The sequence below is a fragment of the Billgrantia sp. NRB1 genome, assembly GCF_056921725.1.
Genome location: NZ_CM167783.1, coordinates 2863202 through 2875929 on the forward strand (window position 1 = coordinate 2863202; position 12728 = coordinate 2875929).

The window sequence follows — 12728 nt, forward strand, 5'->3', positions numbered from 1 at the left end:
ATGCACAAGCGCCAGTTCCTCAAGTCCACCCTCTGCCTCGCCACCGCCGCCGCCTTCGGTCTCGGCGCCGCGACCGCCAGCGCCAGCGCCGACAACGGCAGCGAAGGGGGCCAGTACATCATGGGCACCGCCACCACCGGCGGCACCTTCTACCCGGTGGGCGTTGCCCTCTCCACCCTGGTCCGCGTCAAGCTGGAGCCGACCCACAACCTCTCGGTTTCCGCCATCAGCTCCGCCGGCTCCGCCGAAAACCTGCGCCTGATGGACGACAACCAGGCCCAGTTCGGCATCCTCCAGGCCCTCTACGGCGCCTGGGCCTGGCACGGCGAGGGCCCGGTGCCCCAGGCCTACGACAACGTGCGCTCCGTCTCCATGCTGTGGCAAAACGTCGAGCACTTCGTGATGCGCAGCAACCGGGTGGAGAGCGGCACCATCGACGACCTGACCCACCTCTACGGCCGCGGCTTCTCCATCGGCGCCCGCAACTCCGGCACCGAAGGCTCCGGTCGGCAGATTCTTGCCGGTCTCGAGATCGACCCCGAGCAAATGAACCTCGCCTACCTGGGCTATGGCCCCAGCGCCGACTCCATGCAGAACGGCAACATCGACGGCATGAACATCCCTGCCGGGGTGCCCGCCTCCGCGGTGACCAGCGCCTTCGCCAACATGGGCAGCGATATTTCCATCCTGAGCGTGACGGACGAGCAGCTCGAGCGCATCAACGCCGACTACCCGGTGTGGACCCCCTACGAGATCGCCGCCGGCACCTACCCGGGCCAGGACGAGCCGGTCCAGACCATCGCCCAGCCCAATATCCTGGTGGTCAACGCCGACGTCCCGGAAGAGCACGTCTACCAGATCACCAAGGCGATGTTCGAGAACCTGCCCTTCCTCAACAACATCCACCCGGCGACCCGTGACATGGCCCTGGAGAAGGCCCTCGACGGACTGCCCATGCCCCTGCACCCCGGCGCCGCCCGCTACTTCGAGGAGCAGGGACTGGAGATCCCCGCGCATCTGCTCGAGGGCTAAGGAAACGCTGATTTACTGCTGCGCTCCCTTGTGATTTTTGCTCCAGGTGGACTGAGCCTGCGAAGGGGCGCCGGGGGCAGGCCGAAGAGGAGGTCTTTTTCCAGGGAAGGAAAAAGTAGCGCCCAGGGAGGGGTTCACAGCGCCTCCTCGCCGGCCTGTCGCCGGCAACAGCCCCGTACCGCCGAAAGCCTGTCGCCGCAAAGCCCCGAGCCTGACCACCGACAACGCCTTCCCATCCACGCCAGCTCCGCGAGAACGCCCATGAACGCAACGCCCACTCCCGAGGTGCGCGACGAAGCCGCCAGCGAAGCCCCCGAGCGCCTCGAGCATCCCTGGCTCGGCCGGGTGCTGTTCGCCCTGGCCATCGTCGTGGCCCTGTCGCATCTCTACTTCAATACCCTCGGCACCCTCTCCGAGGTGTGGGTCAGCGCCCTGCACTTCGGCATGTTCGGCCTGCTCTGCGCCCTCTCGGTGCCCATGCTCAAGACCCGCTCCGCCGGCGGCGCCCGGCTGGTGCTGGCGGTGGACATCCTGCTCGGCCTGGCCGCGGTGGGCTGCGCCTTCTACCTGATCGGCTTCGAGGACGCCCTCTACGCCCGCGGGGTACGCTTCTCCACCGCCGACTGGATCGTCTCCATCGTCGCCCTGGCACTGATCCTGGAGTTCGCCCGCCGCACCACCGGCTGGTTCATCCCCCTGCTTTGCCTGGTGGCGATCACCTACGTGGCCTGGTGGGGTCGCCATGTGAGCGGGGTGTTCGGCTTCCCCGGGCTCTCCTGGGAGACGGTGCTGTTCCGCAGCTACCTGGGCGGCGACGGCATGCTGGGCTCCATCGCCCGCATTTCATGGTCCTACGTCTTCATGTTCATCCTCTTCGGTGCCTTCCTGGTACGCTCCGGCGCCGGCGACTTCATCATCGAGCTGGCCCGCTGCGCCGCCGGGCGCTTCGTCGGCGGCCCCGGCTTCGTGGCGGTCTTCTCCTCGGGGCTGATGGGCTCGGTCTCCGGCTCCAGCGTGGCCAATACCGTCTCCACCGGGGTGATCACCATCCCGCTGATGCGCAAGGCCGGCTTCCCGTCGCGCTTCTCGGCCGGAGTCGAGGCGGCGGCCTCCACCGGCGGCCAGCTGATGCCCCCGGTAATGGGTGCCGGCGCCTTCATCATGGCCTCCTACACCCAGGTCTCCTACCTCACCATCATCGGCGTGGCGGCCCTGCCTGCGCTGCTCTACTTCCTCTCGGTGGCGATGTTCGTACGCATCGAGGCCAAGCGCAGCGGCGCCCAACATATCGAGACCGAAGAGGCGCCGCGCTTCCTCGAGGTGCTCAAGGGCGGCTGGCACTTCCTCCTGCCGCTGGTGGTGCTGGTGGCCGCGCTGATCCACGGCTTCACCCCCACCTACGCCGCCGGCATCGCCATCCTCTCGGTGGTGGTGGCCTCCTGGCTGTCCCGCAACCCCATGACGCCGACGGCGGTCATGGAAGCCCTGGTGCTCGGCACCCGCAACATGATCACCACGGCGGTCCTGCTGCTCACCGTGGGGCTGATCGTCAACGTGGTCTCCACCACCGGCATCGGCAACACCTTCTCGCTGATGATCGCCGACTGGGCCGGCGGCAGCCTGCTGATCACCATCGTGCTGATCGCCATCGCCTCCCTGGTGCTGGGCATGGGCCTGCCGGTCACCGCCGCCTACATCGTGCTCGGCACCCTTTCGGCGCCGGCCCTCTACGGCCTGATGGCCCACGGCCAGCTGGTGGAGCTGCTGATGGCCGGCCAGCTGCCCGAGCAGGCAAAGGCGATCTTCATGCTCGCCGCCCCGGAGAGCGTGGAGGCCCTGAGTGCGCCCATGGACGCCGCCAGCGCCCGGGAGCTGCTCACCCTGGTGCCCGACGACTTCCGCAGCCAGCTCTACGAACAGGCGCTCTCGCCCCACACCCTCACCATGCTGCTGGTGGCGGCCCACATGGTGATCTTCTGGCTCTCCCAGGACTCCAACGTCACCCCGCCGGTGTGTCTCACGGCCTTTGCCGCCGCGGCCATCGCCAGAACGCCGCCGATGCGCACCGGCTTCACCGCCTGGAAGATCGCCAAGGGGCTCTACATCATTCCCCTGCTGTTCGTCTGGTCGCCGCTGATCACCGGCTCCCCCGCCGAGATGCTCAAGGTGTTCGCCTTCGCCCTGTTCGGCATCTACGCCATCATCGCGGGCCTGGAGGGCTTCCTGGAGCACGAGCTGCCCTGGTGGCTGCGCCTGGCCGTGTTCCCCATCGGGGCGCTGATGCTCTGGCCCCACGGCCAGCTGGCGCTGGATCTCCTGGGCCTGGGGCTGTTTCTCGCCACCCTGGTCTGGAGCGCACGGGCGGGGCGCGCTTCGGCCGCTCCCCTGGCCACCGCCGGCAACGCCTGACCCAAGGCAAACCGGCCTCCCGCCGTGGCCACCGGCCACGGCGGGATGCGCCTCACCGCCCTCTCGCGGTAAAGTAAGGGCATTCTCCTTATCCCCCCGACGCTGACTTCCATGATCGCACGACTGGACACCACCGACGCCGGCACCGCTCCCGAGCCTGCCGCGCCCTATCTTCGCTTTCTCGAGGCGCTCAAGGCCGCCGGCTTCGAGGGCGAGATCGCCCCGGACTACGCCGACCGCACGGTGCTCGCCACCGACAACTCCATCTACCAGCGCCTGCCCCAGGCGGCGCTCTACCCCAGGGGCGGCGAGGATCTCGAGCGCATCGCCCACCTCGCCGGCCAGGTAGAGCATCGCCAGGTGGTGCTCACCCCCCGCGGCGGCGGCACCGGCACCAACGGCCAGTCGCTCACCGACGGCCTGGTGGTGGACGTCTCCCGGCACATGAACCGGATTCTCGACATCGACGCGGAGAACCGCCGGGTCCGCGTCCAGGCCGGCGTGGTCAAGGACCAGCTCAACGCGGCGCTCAAGCCCCATGGGCTCTTCTTCGCCCCGGACCTCTCCACCTCCAACCGCGCCACCATCGGCGGCATGATCTCCACCGACGCCAGCGGCCAGGGCAGCTGCGAGTACGGCAAGACCCGCGACCACGTCCTGGAGCTCGAGACCGTGCTGCTGGGCGGCGAGCGACTCCTGAGTCGCCCGGTGACGGATAGCGAGCTCGAACGCCTCTGTGAGCGCGACGACGTCACCGGCGCGGCCTACCGCACCGCCCGGACGATCATCGACACCCAGGCCGAGCAGATTCGCGCCACCTTTCCGCCGCTCAACCGCTGCCTGACCGGCTACGACCTGGCGCACCTGCGCGACGACCAGGGCCGGCTCGACATGAACAGCCTGCTGTGCGGCTCGGAGGGCTCGCTGGGCTTTCTCGACGAGGCGGTACTCAACGTGCTGCCGATCCCCAAGCACTCGACCCTGGTCAACGTGCGCTACGCGGGCTTCATGGACGCCCTGCGCGACGCCAAGGCATTGATGGCCAGCTCCGCCAAGCCCACCTCCATCGAGACGGTGGACGACAAGGTGCTGCTGCTGGCCATGGAGGACTTCGTCTGGGACAGCGTGGCGGAATTCTTCCCCGCCGGGGAGAGCGCCGGCGACGCCGCCCAGGGCGAGACCGCCACGGCCACCCGCCAGGCGGCGGCGATCCGCGGCATCAATCTGGTGGAGTTCAACGACGACGACCCGGAGCGGCTGGCCGAGCGGGTCGCCGCCTTCTGCCACCATCTGGAGACGGACGCGAGCGTCGAGCGGCTGGGCTACACCCAGGCCTCCGGCCGCGCCCAGATCCAGAAGGTCTACGGCATGCGCAAGCGCGCCGTGGGCCTGCTGGGCAACGCCAGGGTCGACGAGAAGGGCGAGAAGCGCCCCATCCCCTTCGTGGAGGACACCGCGGTGCCGCCGGAGCACCTGGCGGACTTCATCGCCGAGTTCCGTGCAGCCCTGGACGCCCGGGGCCTGGCCTACGGCATGTTCGGCCACGTGGACGCCGGGGTGCTCCACGTGCGCCCGGCCATCGACATGAAGGACCCCGAGCAGGAGCGGCTGATCCGCGAGATCACCGACGAGGTCGCCGAGCTGACCCACAAGTACCACGGCCTGCTGTGGGGCGAGCACGGCAAGGGGCTGCGCTCGGAGTACGCGCCCAAGTTCTTCGGCGCGCTCTACCCCAGCCTGCAGCGGGTCAAGGCCGCCTTCGACCCGCACAATCAGCTCAACCCCGGAAAGATTGCCACGCCTGCCGACGCCGATGCCGAAACACCCGTCAAGCTGGTCGATCCCGGCCTGCTGCCCATCGACGGCGTGCCCACCCGCGGCCAGTACGACCGCACCATCGACGAGCGGGCCTGGCAGGCCCACGCCGCCACCGTCTACTGCAACGGCAACGGCGCCTGCTACAACTACGACCCCGATGACGTCATGTGCCCCTCCTGGAAGGCCACCCGCGACCGCATCCACTCCCCCAAGGGGCGCGCCAGCCTGATCCGCGAATGGCTGCGCCTGCAGGGCGCGGCCGGCGTCGACCTGGTCGAAGAATCCCGCAAGAAGAAGGCCGAGGGCGCCTGGGGCTTCGTGCGCGACCTGCCCCGGCGCACCCTCAACACCCTGCGCCGCAAGCGCCAGGCGGACTTCTCCCACGAGGTCTACGACGCCATGGCCGGCTGCCTGGCCTGCAAGTCCTGCGCCGGCCAGTGCCCGGTGAAGGTCAACGTGCCCGACTCGCGCTCGCAGTTCCTGGAGGTCTACCACGGCCGCTACCTGCGCCCGGTGCGCGACTACCTGATCGGCGGCACCGAATGGCTGATGCCGGCGCTGTCGCGGCTCGCCCCGCTCTACAACGCGGTGCTGGGCAGCCGCCTGGTGGACCGGCTGCTGGCCGGCCCCGTGGGCCTGGTGGACAGCCCGCGGCTCTCCCGGGTGCGCCTGGCCAAGCAGCTCAAGGCCTGGGGCGTGGCCGAGGCCACCCCCACCTCGCTGGGCCTGCTCAGCGAGGCCCAGAAGGCCAAGAGCGTGGTGATCGTGCAGGACGCCTTCACCAGCCACTTCGAGGCCAGCCTGGTGCTGGATATCGTCGAGCTGCTGGCCCGGCTCGACGTCAAGGTGTTCGTCGCCCCCTACTCCCCCAACGGCAAGCCGCTGCACGTGCAGGGCTTCCTGGGCGCCTTCGAGCGCACCGCCGAGAGCCAGGCCAGGCGGCTGCGGGCGCTGGCCGAGTTCGGCGTGCCGCTGGTGGGCATCGACCCGGCCATGACCCTCACCTATCGCCAGGAGTACGTGAAGGCGCTGGGCCCGGCGGCCGTGCCCGAGGTGCTGATGTTGCAGGAGTGGCTGGTCACGCGGGCCCGCCAGCTGGTGCCGGCGGGGCTCGACCTGGCCGGCGCCGGCATCGAGGACCCGGGCTACCGGCTGCTCTCCCACTGCACCGAGACCACCAACGCCCCGGGCAGCCCCAAGGCGTGGCAGCAGCTGTTCGCCGCCTTCGGCCTGGAGCTGGCACTGGTCAACACCGGCTGCTGCGGCATGTCCGGCACCTACGGCCACGAAGCGCGCAACCGGGAGACCTCCCGGACCATCTACGCCCAGTCGTGGCAGCCCCGGGTGGAGGACGAGGCCAACGCGGGGAAACTGCTGGCCACCGGCTACTCCTGCCGCAGCCAGGTGAAGCGCTTCTCCGACACCGCCCTGCCGCACCCGCTGCAGGGGCTGCTGGCGGTGCTGCGTCGCGTCAGCTGGTAGGAGGCAGAAGGAGCACGCCCATGTCTCGCACCCTGATCATCATCGGCCTGTGCATCGTCGCCGTTGGCATCCTCTGGCCCTGGCTCTCCAAGCTGCCCTTCGGCCAGCTGCCGGGCGACATCGCCGTGCGCCGCGAGGGCTTCTCGTTTTTCTTCCCCATCACCACCATGATCCTGTTGAGTCTGCTCATCAGCGGATTACTGTGGCTGTTCAACCGCTGAGGCGCTTGCATCCGGGATGCGCCGAACCGGCAGCCAGAGGGTGAAGGTCGTGCCCTCTCCGGGGCGGCTATCCAGCTCGATGCATCCCCCGTGCTTCTGCACGATGCCATAGGAGAGCGACAAGCCGAGGCCGGTGCCCTGACCGACCGGCTTGGTGGTGAAAAAGGGGTCGAAGATACGCGACTGCATCTCGGCAGATATCCCCGTCCCGTCGTCGGCAAAGGCGAGCCACACCTGATCGCCTTCGCAGCCGGTGCGCAGTGTGATGGTGCCGTGGTTCTCGATTGCCTGAGCCGCATTGACCAGCAGATTGAGGAAGACCTGGTTGAGCTGGGCCGGCACACACTCGACCGCCGGCAGCTGGCCATATTCCCGCACTATCGTGGCTTTGTACTTGATCTCGTTGGCCGCCACGTTGAGCGTGCTCTCCAATCCCTGATGAAGATCGGCAAGCTGCCAGTCGGTGGCACCGGTACGGGAGAAATCGCGCAGATCCTGAACGATGCGCCGTACCCTGAGCGTACCGTCGATCGACTCGGCAATCAGCGCACCGACATCCTCGCGCAGATAGTCCAGTTCGAGTTCCGACTTGAGTTGCGCGATCCGCCCGACCGCCTCGCTCGTCAATGACGGCTCGACCGTCTCGTAGAGGTCGATCAGGCGCAGCAGGTCGTCGATATACTGACGCAGGGTGTTGAGGTTGGAACTGACGAAACCGATGGGATTGTTGATCTCATGGGCGACACCCGCGGCAAGCTGGCCGATCGAGGCGAGCTTCTCCGACTGGAGCAGCTGATTGTGGGCCTCCTCCAATTTTCCGATGAGGACTTGCTGCTCCTCCCTCTCACGCTCCAGCGCCACGAGGGCCTCGTACCGCTCGCGGATCTCCCGTTCCATATCCGCCTGAGCCTGATGCAGGGCACGATTGATCTGCTCGTTCTCGTGCAGCGCCACCTCCAGCTCCTTGGTTCGCACCCGCACCTGATCCTCCAGCATCACCGCGGTCTGGAAGAGGCTGAAACCGGAGCCGCGCACGCTGGTGCTGCGCTCGGCGCGATCCATCAAGGCCTGCACTATCTTCTGCAACTGCTCGACCCCGAGCTGTCTTCGCGGTATCGGCTGGGTGGCATTGGCTTGCTTCATCGGTTCCGTACGGCGGCCAGACAGGCTCCACCCACTCGGCAAGCCGCTCGTTTCGCTACGGGCACGAGCGCCAATGGCAATACCTGTCAGCGTCTGGTTCATGTGCACGCCACCGTATTGCTCGCCATAGGTGCTGAAGCCGACCGCATTATGGCGATCGAAAACCGCCTCCACCGCCGTCTTGGTACTCTTCTGGGTGACCTCCAGGTTGCGCAGAATGCAGTCGTAGGCAAGCACCAGTTGCGGCGGGCCCAGTTCCTCGCTCAGCTGCCCCATGGTTGCCTCCAGGTCTGAGACCAGATCCATTCCTTGGGCCACGCGCAGGACCAGCCCTTCGTCAATGGCGCTGTAGAAGGTCAGGCTGCCGTCCGGCCCGGCCTTCTGTATCGAGCGTACGTAATCGATGCCATCGATCAGTACGACCACCGGCGCAGCAGCGAAATGGTGCGGCTCGAGCGCCTCCGCCGAGACGCCCAGCAGCTCGGCATAGGCCTGGGCGGCGGGTATGCCATTGATCTCGTGGACGAGCCTCTGCTCCGCATCGGCCCGGGTGACGACCAGGCGCTCCTCCAGCGAGAGGAAGTGCTGGGTCTTGAACAGACGAAACGCGTAGTCGGTCTTCAATAGGGTCAGCACGGCACTGTCACTGTGGAAAGCCCCGTCATGGAACACCTGGGCTTGGCTGAAACACAGGTCGTCGCCCGCCGAGCCGCCCACCAGCACGATATCGCCCAATGCCGTTTGCAGCGTTCGTGCCACCTGCTCTTCACGGATGGAGAGGCCATCGATGAGCAGAAACCCGAAGCTGTTGCAGCCGCTCGGTCTTGTCGCCCGCTCACCGAGTTGCTGCAGAAGCGCGTCGGTGAACGCCTGGCCACGAGCGATGCCGAACTGCTGAAGGGCATCCAATCGCCCGGTTACCGCCGTACAGCTGCCGGCCGGGAAGCTTACGCCGGTGAGTGTATGGTCGAGATAGCCCAGGGGGCCGATTTCCCCCGCAGTGGTACACCCCACCACGGGAGTGTCGTCGAACAGACGGTTCATCTCGTCAGCCAGCGCCGCCAGATCGTAGTGGCTGGAACAGAAGAACAGCACCAGCTCGGCATCGGGCTGCACCACCCCCTGATGAAACTCGCGAACGGCAGTTCGAGCATCCTCAGCACGGCTCTGCATGCTACGGATCCGGCTCATGGCGGCTCTCCCCTCGTAGGCCTTTCCTATTGTTATCGGCCCCGGCCGCTGAAGGTTGAGGTTTAGCTCTCCTCTCGGCTGACCCCATAGGCGCGAAGCGCAGAGCGGATTGCGACTGCTCTTCAAGCCCCGTCGTAGAGCGATTTGTCGTGCGTCTTCCCTGGGGTCAGCACCCATAGCCTGGCGCACGCCACGAAGCCCAGGCGACGCGCCAGGTTCGCCGAGGCGGGATTGCTCTCAAGCGCTCCCCAGACGGCGGACTTGCCCTTCGCCTTCATCAAGCCCATGAGATGGAGCACCGCGGCCGCCGCGTACCCCCGGCGACGATGGCTGGCCAGGGTGTCGATGGAGAGATCCCACAGCGACTCCGTTTCGGAGGCCACATAGGCGAAGGCCACGGGCAGCGTGCCGTCAAAGGCTGCCACGACCAGCACTCCCGCCTCCGCCACGCGGGAAAGCTCGGCCTGCAGCTCGGCGGGCAGGTGAGACAGTGCCGCGATCTCGCTCGGGGCGATCGGCCGGCATCGGTGGCGCGGGGCGACGGGCAGCCGTTCGGGGGCAGAAAAGACATTGGCAGGCTCGGCGTGAAACGCTGGCAGGAGCGCGCGAACGCCCTCGATATTGTCCGCGAAGGCCAGCAGCTCCGGCACCTCGCCGGCGGCCAGCGCCAGGGCCTCCGGCGCCGGCTCACCCACCACGGCCCCCAGGCCGACCTCAGGGCTCCAGACCACGAAGCCGTTTTGCCCTTGGTTCTCGACCAGCCTGGCGCTTTCCCGGCGCAGCAAGTCCCGCGTCTCCACCCATAGCGGCAGGTCCGGCAGGCTTGAGAGATAGCGCTCTTTCGCTTCATCCACCCTCTGTGCCTCCGGGTATTCCGTGCGTTCTGGGCTGCCGGCAGCGGATCGATGACACACATCCAGCGACAAAATCGCCCACCGGCCTACTCGCGCCAGTATTCCGGCCGATCCATGGCCTTCGCGCAGGCCACCCTGCCACGGACCGTGCCGAGCACACCGGCATCCAGCGCCCGCACCATCCAGGCTGCTTCCGGCTCGATGGGGTACGGCGCCATGAGCCCGTGCGGAATGGCGGGTTCGAAGCCGCAGCGCGGATAGTAATCCGGATGGCCCAGCACGAACACGAGCCTGACGCCCTCCTTGGCCAGGCGCTCCACGCCTCGCTCGATAAGCTCACGCCCGACCCCCCGGCGCTGACACTCGGGAATGACGGCCAGCGGTGCGAGGATTCTTGCGGTAATTTCCTGCGATGCCCCCGTGAGCCTGGCGTGGGTGAACAGCACGTGGCCGACGGGAAGAGCCCCTTCGTAGGCGAGAAGCGACAGGCTCGGCCGTGCCGTGGCGTCCAGCAGCAAATCCGCCACCAGGCGCGGCACCGCTTCATCGCTCGGGAACGCCTGGCGCTCGACCTGCAACACATGGTCGAGATGATGATCCTGGGCTTCGACGATCTGCATGGTGAGGATCCCTCAGAGCGTTATCGTGGGGCCGAGACGGCAAAGCCCTCATTCATGAAGCCAAGGCGCGTAGCTCAGGCCGATCAATACACCTTCTGGACTCATGAACCTGGCGACCGTCTGGCCCCAGGGTTCCGTCCTGGCCTCGTGGATAAACGCCTGCCCCTTCGCTTTCATCTCCTGCACCGCCGCCTCCACCGCAGCGGCATCCGCCAGCTCGAACTCGATCGTCGCCGTGGGCTCGGGAACACTCTCGGGCCACTCATCCTGCCCGAAGCAGGACTGGGCGGCCATGGCCAGCGGCCAGACACCGAAATGATTCGCGCCGGGGAAGTGATCCATAAAGCGATAATCGTCCATCGCCTCCAGTGGAAGGCCCAGCGCACCCTGATACAGCGACGCACTAGCCGCCGGGTCTTTGGTGATGGAAGCAAAGCCGGAAATGCATTTGATATTCATACCCACTCTCCATGATGCCGGGTATCACCGCCGACAAAGCCGCAGCGAAGCGGAGGGTTTAGCATCCGTTGCATGGCCTGGTTACGTTTGATACTCGATTTCCACAGCTGACTCATCTCCACAATGAATGAAGAACCTTCCTTTGGCTAAACGTGAAGATTGAAGCTGAAACCAGCCACGCCCAGATTTCACGCTGCCATCATCATTTCCTGACCACGAAAAATCGACTCGCGCTCCATCATCAGACATGCGGTAATCAATTTGGCCTTCGACTGCTCCGAATACAAAGAAGCCAAGGCCGTCTTTATCGAATCGAAAATATCCCGGCTCGATAAGATCAACAAAATCTTGATCCCACATCTCCATCCATGTGATGCGCCATCGCCCAACGATGCTACTCAAGTTACCTCCTTAAAATATCACATTAGCTGCATTTGTAGACGTGCTTTCGATATCCGACCTTCATAGCCGTTACGACAAGAAGCTCATCCACCACTTCATATATGATATTTCACGCACTCTGCCGGTTTCCATAGCGCTCTTTTCCTGAGAGCTTTTCACTGCCGACAGGGTGGGAATTATCCTGCAGCGCCCCCATGCACTGAAGAATGCGGGCAACATCTTTATAACGCCGCTATCACCGGTGACAAAACCGGAGTGAAGCGGAGGTTTTGGCATCCGGTGCATGGCTTGGTTATGCGCTCTCACAGATATCACGAATATCCTCGATATCTACCGGCCGTGAGAGCGCAGACTTATACCGTATCAGATCATCCCGCAGCATAAGAGGGAGCTCAAGCCCCAACAAATGCACGGTCTCATAGCGAGAAAAATCTATATTTAGCGGAACCCACTTTTCATTTCCGGTATCAAATATTTTCGGACCGTCAGCGTTGCCTACCTCTACTTTAACGCCTTCATACTTGAACTGGACATAAATTAGATCCCAGCCTTCCTCTTGGCGGTGAGCGGCAGCCTTGGATACAAACTCCTGACCGGCCTGAACGACTGTTGAAAAGTACTCGCCAGGGACGAAAAGGTCGATGTCATACAGGTCTCGCTCAGAGCCATACCCCTTTGCGGCGAGCCCACCACAAATTAAGAAGGGTATATTTCTATCCCTTAGTAACCCTACGATCCATTGAGCGGCTACTTGATGCATCTCTCCTCCTTTACGCATAACTGTTCAGCATTTATTCGCCGTGCGCAGCATGGCGAATAAATGCCTGTTGGACTAAGCCGCCCATCAGGCTGCTGCGCAGCTTCTATAGGGTTTTGTATTGGCCGGGGTGCCGGCTGAAGCAATCGATCGCACGTGGGCGAGTCGGTTATGACGCGTGCGGGCAGTGATGTGGGTCACGATTCCCCTCTCCGACTGGCGCAATTTTTCCCAACGTAACCCGCCTGCTGGCCAAAATCCATCGTCAGGACAAGCGCCTCCGCGGCCCGCAAGCGGGCCGGATCGTCGAATCCGTTGTCTGGCCAACTCCGTGGTGTGC

At 65.4% G+C, this 12728-nt stretch carries 10 protein-coding genes; 4 read left to right on the forward strand and 6 right to left on the reverse strand.

Annotated features, from left to right (window positions below; genetic code table 11):
* The 4 genes from ACZIYR_RS13015 to ACZIYR_RS13030 all read left to right on the forward strand — a co-directional run bounded on the left by ACZIYR_RS13015 (position 1) and on the right by ACZIYR_RS13030 (position 6962).
* Positions 1-1032 (forward strand): TAXI family TRAP transporter solute-binding subunit, encoded by a 1032-nt coding sequence (locus ACZIYR_RS13015; protein WP_483526966.1) that lies wholly within the window; start codon positions 1-3, stop codon positions 1030-1032.
* A 261-nt stretch (positions 1033-1293) separates the two neighbouring features.
* The gene (locus ACZIYR_RS13020; protein WP_483526967.1) at positions 1294-3441 is read left to right on the forward strand and encodes a TRAP transporter permease; all 2148 of its coding nucleotides are present in this window, start codon (positions 1294-1296) and stop codon (positions 3439-3441) included.
* Positions 3442-3552: 111 nt separating this feature from the next.
* Positions 3553-6741, forward strand: a complete 3189-nt coding sequence (gene ydiJ / locus ACZIYR_RS13025; protein ID WP_483526968.1) for a D-2-hydroxyglutarate dehydrogenase YdiJ — start codon at positions 3553-3555, stop codon at positions 6739-6741.
* Positions 6742-6761: 20 nt separating this feature from the next.
* Positions 6762-6962, forward strand: a complete 201-nt coding sequence (locus ACZIYR_RS13030; protein ID WP_483526969.1) for a DUF2905 domain-containing protein — start codon at positions 6762-6764, stop codon at positions 6960-6962.
* On the opposite strand, the gene ACZIYR_RS13035 is transcribed toward ACZIYR_RS13030, so the two are convergent.
* From ACZIYR_RS13035 to ACZIYR_RS13060, 6 genes are all read right to left on the reverse strand, one after another.
* The gene (locus ACZIYR_RS13035; protein ID WP_483526970.1) at positions 6939-9296 is read right to left on the reverse strand and encodes a histidine kinase; all 2358 of its coding nucleotides are present in this window, start codon (positions 9294-9296) and stop codon (positions 6939-6941) included. The two genes, ACZIYR_RS13030 and ACZIYR_RS13035, sit on opposite strands and share 24 nt — an antisense overlap.
* Before the next feature lie 122 nt (positions 9297-9418).
* A complete protein-coding gene (locus tag ACZIYR_RS13040; protein ID WP_483526971.1) occupies positions 9419-10150 on the reverse strand; it encodes a GNAT family N-acetyltransferase in 732 nt (243 codons plus the stop codon).
* Positions 10151-10236: 86 nt separating this feature from the next.
* Complete coding sequence (locus ACZIYR_RS13045; protein WP_483526972.1) at positions 10237-10770, reverse strand: GNAT family N-acetyltransferase; 534 nt, start codon at positions 10768-10770, stop codon at positions 10237-10239.
* A 48-nt stretch (positions 10771-10818) separates the two neighbouring features.
* A complete protein-coding gene (locus tag ACZIYR_RS13050; RefSeq protein ID WP_483526973.1) occupies positions 10819-11229 on the reverse strand; it encodes a VOC family protein in 411 nt (136 codons plus the stop codon).
* Between the two features lie 81 nt (positions 11230-11310).
* On the reverse strand, positions 11311-11631 hold the full coding sequence (locus ACZIYR_RS13055; RefSeq protein WP_483526974.1) for a hypothetical protein: 321 nt from the start codon (positions 11629-11631) through the stop codon (positions 11311-11313).
* A gap of 292 nt (positions 11632-11923) precedes the next feature.
* On the reverse strand, positions 11924-12391 hold the full coding sequence (locus tag ACZIYR_RS13060) for a hypothetical protein (protein ID WP_483526975.1): 468 nt from the start codon (positions 12389-12391) through the stop codon (positions 11924-11926).
* Positions 12392-12728 lie beyond the last annotated feature (337 nt).

Coding starts and splice junctions, on each gene's coding strand:
- ACZIYR_RS13015 (WP_483526966.1), top strand. CDS start 1: ATGCACAAGCGCCAGTTCCTCAAGTCCACCCTCTGCCTCGCCACCGCC.
- ACZIYR_RS13020 (WP_483526967.1), top strand. CDS start 1,294: ATGAACGCAACGCCCACTCCCGAGGTGCGCGACGAAGCCGCCAGCGAA.
- ydiJ (WP_483526968.1), top strand. CDS start 3,553: ATGATCGCACGACTGGACACCACCGACGCCGGCACCGCTCCCGAGCCT.
- ACZIYR_RS13030 (WP_483526969.1), top strand. CDS start 6,762: ATGTCTCGCACCCTGATCATCATCGGCCTGTGCATCGTCGCCGTTGGC.
- ACZIYR_RS13035 (WP_483526970.1), bottom strand. CDS start 9,296: ATGAGCCGGATCCGTAGCATGCAGAGCCGTGCTGAGGATGCTCGAACT.
- ACZIYR_RS13045 (WP_483526972.1), bottom strand. CDS start 10,770: ATGCAGATCGTCGAAGCCCAGGATCATCATCTCGACCATGTGTTGCAG.
- ACZIYR_RS13050 (WP_483526973.1), bottom strand. CDS start 11,229: ATGAATATCAAATGCATTTCCGGCTTTGCTTCCATCACCAAAGACCCG.
- ACZIYR_RS13060 (WP_483526975.1), bottom strand. CDS start 12,391: ATGCATCAAGTAGCCGCTCAATGGATCGTAGGGTTACTAAGGGATAGA.